The organism is Methylobacter tundripaludum (genome assembly GCF_002934365.1).
GTDB lineage: Bacteria > Pseudomonadota > Gammaproteobacteria > Methylococcales > Methylomonadaceae > Methylobacter_A > Methylobacter_A tundripaludum_A.
Genome location: NZ_PTIY01000036.1, coordinates 1 through 5,622, shown reverse-complemented (window position 1 = coordinate 5,622; position 5,622 = coordinate 1). Strand labels below are relative to the sequence as shown.

The 5,622-nt window shown below is 40.5% G+C and carries 7 protein-coding genes; 2 read left to right on the top strand and 5 right to left on the bottom strand.

What is annotated here, in order from left to right:
• Positions 1–52: 52 nt before the first annotated feature.
• Positions 53–1,024, bottom strand: coding sequence for a DNA-binding protein (locus B0F88_RS19065; RefSeq protein WP_104425525.1), 972 nt, complete (start codon positions 1,022–1,024; stop codon positions 53–55).
• 210 nt (positions 1,025–1,234) lie between these two features.
• Here B0F88_RS19065 and B0F88_RS19060 point away from each other — a divergent pair, with 210 nt between their 5' ends.
• The gene (locus tag B0F88_RS19060) at positions 1,235–1,663 is read left to right on the top strand and encodes a DUF29 domain-containing protein (RefSeq protein WP_104425524.1); all 429 of its coding nucleotides are present in this window, start codon (positions 1,235–1,237) and stop codon (positions 1,661–1,663) included.
• A 408-nt stretch (positions 1,664–2,071) separates the two neighbouring features.
• On the opposite strand, the gene B0F88_RS19055 is transcribed toward B0F88_RS19060, so the two are convergent.
• The gene (locus B0F88_RS19055) at positions 2,072–2,599 is read right to left on the bottom strand and encodes a hypothetical protein (protein WP_146083373.1); all 528 of its coding nucleotides are present in this window, start codon (positions 2,597–2,599) and stop codon (positions 2,072–2,074) included.
• A gap of 175 nt (positions 2,600–2,774) precedes the next feature.
• Between B0F88_RS19055 and B0F88_RS19050 the strand changes: the two genes are divergently transcribed.
• On the top strand, positions 2,775–3,161 hold the full coding sequence (locus tag B0F88_RS19050) for a hypothetical protein (protein WP_104425522.1): 387 nt from the start codon (positions 2,775–2,777) through the stop codon (positions 3,159–3,161).
• A gap of 42 nt (positions 3,162–3,203) precedes the next feature.
• Here the strand turns inward: B0F88_RS19050 and B0F88_RS19045 are convergent, their stop codons facing one another.
• The 3 genes from B0F88_RS19045 to B0F88_RS19035 all read right to left on the bottom strand — a co-directional run bounded on the left by B0F88_RS19045 (position 3,204) and on the right by B0F88_RS19035 (position 5,458).
• On the bottom strand, positions 3,204–3,992 hold the full coding sequence (locus tag B0F88_RS19045) for a retropepsin-like aspartic protease family protein (protein ID WP_104425521.1): 789 nt from the start codon (positions 3,990–3,992) through the stop codon (positions 3,204–3,206).
• 326 nt (positions 3,993–4,318) lie between these two features.
• Complete coding sequence (locus tag B0F88_RS19040; protein ID WP_104425520.1) at positions 4,319–4,747, bottom strand: DUF29 domain-containing protein; 429 nt, start codon at positions 4,745–4,747, stop codon at positions 4,319–4,321.
• A gap of 156 nt (positions 4,748–4,903) precedes the next feature.
• Positions 4,904–5,458, bottom strand: coding sequence for a hypothetical protein (locus tag B0F88_RS19035; RefSeq protein WP_104425519.1), 555 nt, complete (start codon positions 5,456–5,458; stop codon positions 4,904–4,906).
• Positions 5,459–5,622 lie beyond the last annotated feature (164 nt).

Sequence of the window (5,622 nt, the reverse complement as noted above, 5' to 3'; positions counted from 1 at the left end):
TAAATATTCTATCCAGATAGTAACGGTATCTGGATAGAAAACCCCCGGTTTTTTACTCTGGCCATTCAGTTTGTTTAAATTCCGTAGCTTTTTGGTTTTTTGTCACTGGTTTATTTTCTGACTTGGCCAAGGTAGTTTTTTTTGCTCCTGGCTTTATTTCTTTCCAGGCCATTAGTTCGCCCTCCAGCTTGGCCGCTTTTTCTCTTAATGCTTTGTTGTCGCTTGCTTCTTTAGCGGTAAGTTCTTTTTGATCTTTCAACTCTATAACGAGTTGATCAATTTGGTTTCTTTGTACCTCGGTCTTAATTTCGGCTTTTTTGTTTTCCGCTTCTTGGGATATTGCCCTTTCTTTGGCTTTTTTTAAGTTATCTTCTGATTTTTCCAGCTTTTTTATATCCGCTTCAAGCTTTTCTTTTAAGGTGATATTTTCAGTGGTTAACTTTTGATTGGCTTTTTGCTGCTCAATTAATGCGGCGTTAACATAATCAAATCGTTTTTCGGCTTCGTTCAGTTTTTGTTCGCATACGGCCTTTTCGCAAACGGCTTTATGTCTTTCGTCTTGTTCTATATCGATAGCTTTTTTTAGTTCATTATTTTCGGTATAAAGACGTTCAATTTTCGTTTCTAGCGCTTCGATCTGTGAAGCTTGTTCTTCGCTGAACGCTTCGGCTTCTGCTATCTTCTCAGCGGCTAATACTTCTGCTTGCCGTAAAGCTTCCCGTTGACTGCTTATTTCTTTCTCAGCCAATATTTGTGATTCTGCCCATAGCTTGATGATGAGCTGTTCTGCTGCCTTGCCTAGTGATTCCGGCAAACTTATCAACGCGGGCAGGGTGTTGGTGGTTTCCTCTTGGTTCCAGGTCTTTAAGAAATTTGTAATTGTTGTCAGCGAACCCCGGCCAAGGAATTTGTAAACCTCGATGCTGCTGACCTTTACGCCGTTCTCTTTTAGTTCTTCGGCTGCTGTATGTACTTCTTCTTCAGTTAGGCGTTTGGCTTTGCTGATTTGGCTAATGTTGTTCATGGCTTTTTCTCCCGGTTAACTTTTGATGACAGCTTTATTATTTCATAACGATAGAGTCTTGTCAAGCAATATTATCATAATTATGATATTACGATTACGATAATATGATATTACCGTAATATCATATTATGATAATTATCATAATAAAACTTGACATTCTTTTATTTTTTGGTATACTGAATTTAACTTAAAGCAAGCCGAGGGCTTTTTATGATTAATTACGATCAAGATTTTTACGGCTGGACTCAGGAGCAGGCCGCCTTATTAAGAGCCGGGCGTTTAAATGACTTGGACATTGAAAACCTTATAGAGGAAGTAGAAACAATGGGGCGAAGTGAAAAGCGAGAACTTGAAAGCCGGTTAACCGTATTGTTATTGCATCTTCTAAAATGGAAGTATCAGGATGTAAGGCGTGGTAGAAGTTGGGAGTTGTCTATTATCGAGCAGCGCTTGAAATTCGAGGAAACCTTAGAAGAAAACCCAGGTTTAAAACCAAAGCTAGATGAGATATTATTCAAAGCTTATAAATTCGCTATCATCCAAGCATCGCGCGAAACACAGTTAAGTATTAAAGTTTTTCCTGAGTCGTGCCCCTGGACATTCGAGCAAATAACCGATAACGCTTTTTATCCCGAGTAGATGATTAATGCAGACAGACCGCAGGTCGTCCCGGCGTAAGCAACTGGCCGCAGGTCATTTAACTGTCCAAATAACCGGCCAGCGGCCCAACAACGCGTGTTGAATGGCTCAATCGAATTACCGTAACGCGTAACGATAATCAATCAATCGGCTGCGCCATTCATCACCTAATTAACCGCTGCAAACGCCTGAATCAATACAGATAGGGGCAGGGAATCAGCCCCGTTTAGGTGTCGTGCAATTTTCAGCTAACGTTGTTATTTGTCTCCGTAACTTGTTTTGCATTGCTTCCCTTCTTTATTGCAAGACACTGTTTTTCTTATACTTTTTTTCTCTCTTATTATTGGTTGATTTAATGCTTTTTTAGTGTGTTGCATTATTGCTTTTTTTCCATTTTCAAAACCTTTGTTAACTATTTTTTCCCAGTCTGGTTTTTGCTCTTTCTCTGCCGTTAATCCATTTTGGCCGATTATGCTTATCACCATCATTAGTATTATTTTCTTCATGCTTTCTTTTTAAGGTAGTGGGCTTATTGATTCTTGTTTTTTTATCAATGAAAGTAACATTTTGATAGGATTCAGTTTTTCCGTTTTCATCTTCATTCATTCGGCAACGCCTGAGTCGGTTAATTTCTAGCGCTTGCATAGCGTATTTCATAGCGTTGATCTCTTCACTGCGTACAAAATCGCCGTTAGGCGCTTCAATGCAATCCGGCGTGATTCTAAACCCACGCCAGCGTTTTCCTAAAAAATCCAGGCGGCCAGAAAACACCATTAAGCATAAAAAAACCGCTCTAGGCGGTTCTATTTTTCCCGTCTCCCAGTTATTAACCGTTCGTCGGGTGACTGAAAACGTCCTTACGCATTCGTCCATTGTATAACGCGCAAAGATTCTCCATTCAGAAAATGTGGTAGGCAATTCGTAGTATCGGGTCATTATTTTGGCTCCGTGCAAGTGAAATTTTATTTAGGGCAAATAACGTGCCGCTAACGATTAGGCTTATTCGCAATATCCAAGACTTCGCATAATGTATATTATGTTAAATTGCTTGAAATGTCTGTCGGCCTAGTTTTTGCGTTAGCCTTGCTTTTAACAACATGGAGCCGGAAAAATGGCAGCAGCAAAGAAAACAAGCTTTTATCATACGCGTAATAAGATCGCGCCCAACAAGCAGCAAGCCGCCGAACTACTCGGTGTAGATATTCCAGAAATTGAACGAATGGATAAAGAAGGCGCTCCGGTTATGGCCGAGCGCCTTTTGTTGTTATGGGACAAGAAATATATTAACGCCCCTGGCTGGGATGGCTGGGTATTTAGCAGAGGCGCACTAATGCACAAAAATAAACGCTGGCGACCCGAAAATCTGTTAAATGTGCGGCGTGAAGCAGAACGAATTGGACAGCTAGAAGCTGAATTACATAAGCTTTACAGTATTTCCGGTCTAGTCAAGATCACTAAAAAGTTGATTTTCAGGAATAGACGAAAATATTATCGATAGCTGATGCCCTATCCCTATCAATTTGAATTAACGCATTTAAAATCAATCGTAAATGGTCTTACAGTGCGCACCCTCACAAACAACTGTTTTTTTCCAAGTCTTTTTTGTGTTTTTATGTGGTTGGTCGGATGAAAGTGACTGTCTTTGAGGTTCAGTTTGCGGAAAGATTTGTGATGGTAACTGATTTTCTATAGCTGCTATTTGATTGGGATCAGTAAAAGCAACCAGCGTTAATTTATTTACACTTTGGGTTATATGAAAATACTTTAAAGTGTTCATGCCGATAAGTACTTCATTAAGATGCTGGTTGATGCCAGCATCAAGATTGTTTATTACCGCCGAACCTATTCTTAGACTATCTATATGAGTCATTTGCTCTAAAACTTGACCGCCTGCCGTATCCGATTGAATTAAGCGTCCAAAAGGCAAGCCAGCGGCAGCAGCCATACTTGTAGGTATAACTGTTTGTGTTGCGCCAGTATCAATCATAAATGGCATCGAAACATTATTTATCAAAGCCGTCCCTCTAAAGTGACCATTTCTATCTGCTTGCAAAACAATACCACCGGGTATTAAATCGGGAATCTTAGAGCTTGCAAAATATGGAATTTTTATAATAGGTTCGGAACCTATTGTTTTATTCGCTTTTATTTTATCGAGAAAGACATTGCCCCAGTAAAAAAGCGCTCCAAGCAAGATAATGGAAGATACAAAGTGCTTAAACGTTGCCCTAGTTTTGACAGGTTGTATGGGCCAATTATTACTATAGCCTTGCTTAGACGATGTTCTTTTATGTTTTTCTCGATAATAATCGCGATCATGCAACCCCATATTGATACCTCGGAATATTTAGAACGACTCTTTCCGTTAGTATCCTAGCACTAGCCTTTAAAAAATCGAAATGGAAATTATATAAAACCTAAACGGGGCTGATTCCCTGCCCCTATCTGTATGAGTTAAGGCGTTTACAGCGGTTGTTTATGTGTGGAATGGCGCAGCCGATTGATTAATTATCGTTACGCGTTACGATAATTCGATTGAGCCATTCAACATGCGCTGTTGGGCCGTTGGCCGGTTATTTGGACAGTTAAATGACCTGCGGCCAGTTGCTTACGCCGCGACGACCTGCGGTCTGTCTACATGGAGACCCTAACAATTTAATCAGGAAAATAGGTTTTATCGCTAAGTTGCTCTAATGTCCACGGGCATTCACTCGGGAAGGTGTCAGGGCGTAGGCCGGTTTCATGTGTTGCCTTTAAAGCGGCGTATTCATAAGCATCAGATAAGATGGACTGTATTTCAGATTTCAAACCAGGATTCTGAGCAAGCACTTTTTGAAACTTCAAGCGTTGCTCAGTAATAGTAAAGTGCCAGCTATTACCACGCCTGGACGGTTGATAATGCCATTTAAGTAAATGCAGCAAAAGGACGGATAATCGGCTTTCAAGCGCCCTCTTTTCACTACGCCCCATTGTTTCTACCTCTTCAATTAAGTTTTCAATATCAAGCTCATTCAAGCGGCCAGATTTAAGCAAGGCGGCCTGCTCTTGAGTCCAGCTATAAAAGTCTTGATCGTAATTAATCATAAAGAAAGCCTCTACTTATTTTTTAATGAAGTTGCCATCTACATTGTACCGAATAAGACAAAATTACTGTGTCATTTATAATAACCGTAATTAATGCAACGCGTTACATTAATTTATACTATATAGCTGAATCAGATATTACTTTTGTATAACGCGTTACGGCAATTCCCTACACAAGAAAACTCGAACCGAATTAACCCAGGACTCTGGAGGCAGCACCGAAGCATAATCGCGACACTCATCAAGGAACCCATTTAACAATTTTACAGCCAAATCACGATTACGCTCAAGCTGGCCGATACACTCAGTCAGCTTGTATTTTTCGTTTTTATGCTTTGTAGCCTGGGCTTTGTGATTAACCCTAAGTTGAGCGGTTATGGCTTTAAACTCATCGACCTGTCGAGTCAAACCGCGATTAGTAATAACCTCAACTTGCAATTGCTTTTCAAGCTCAGTAACGCGCTTAAGAGCCTCGTCTCGCTCTTGACGCAGAACCTCAAGCTGACGATAAAGATTGCTTTCATCGTCTATCAATTGATCTAAATCAGCTGGACGCTGAACCACGACACGAACGCCCTGTTCTTTCCGGTTTTTACGATATGCGCGCATACGCTCGGCGTTAGTTTTTGCGGTACCGGTAACCGGACGACCTCGGCGTTTTTCTTGGCCTTGAAACAGATCAATAGTGGCTTTGTCGGCTGAATCTATCATTTCAATCTCCCGGTGCGTTTATGTTGATTTATTGTAACGCGTTACAATAATAAATGTCAAGCTTTTTTATAACGCGTTACGATAATTATTTACTGTAACGCATTACAGTAAATAAGGCGGCCAAGAAAAAAGACCGCGCCGTTACTTGATGTCATTTACAAATG

Coding starts and splice junctions, on each gene's coding strand:
- B0F88_RS19065 (WP_104425525.1), bottom strand. CDS start 1,024: ATGAACAACATTAGCCAAATCAGCAAAGCCAAACGCCTAACTGAAGAA.
- B0F88_RS19060 (WP_104425524.1), top strand. CDS start 1,235: ATGATTAATTACGATCAAGATTTTTACGGCTGGACTCAGGAGCAGGCC.
- B0F88_RS19055 (WP_146083373.1), bottom strand. CDS start 2,599: ATGACCCGATACTACGAATTGCCTACCACATTTTCTGAATGGAGAATC.
- B0F88_RS19050 (WP_104425522.1), top strand. CDS start 2,775: ATGGCAGCAGCAAAGAAAACAAGCTTTTATCATACGCGTAATAAGATC.
- B0F88_RS19045 (WP_104425521.1), bottom strand. CDS start 3,992: ATGGGGTTGCATGATCGCGATTATTATCGAGAAAAACATAAAAGAACA.
- B0F88_RS19040 (WP_104425520.1), bottom strand. CDS start 4,747: ATGATTAATTACGATCAAGACTTTTATAGCTGGACTCAAGAGCAGGCC.
- B0F88_RS19035 (WP_104425519.1), bottom strand. CDS start 5,458: ATGATAGATTCAGCCGACAAAGCCACTATTGATCTGTTTCAAGGCCAA.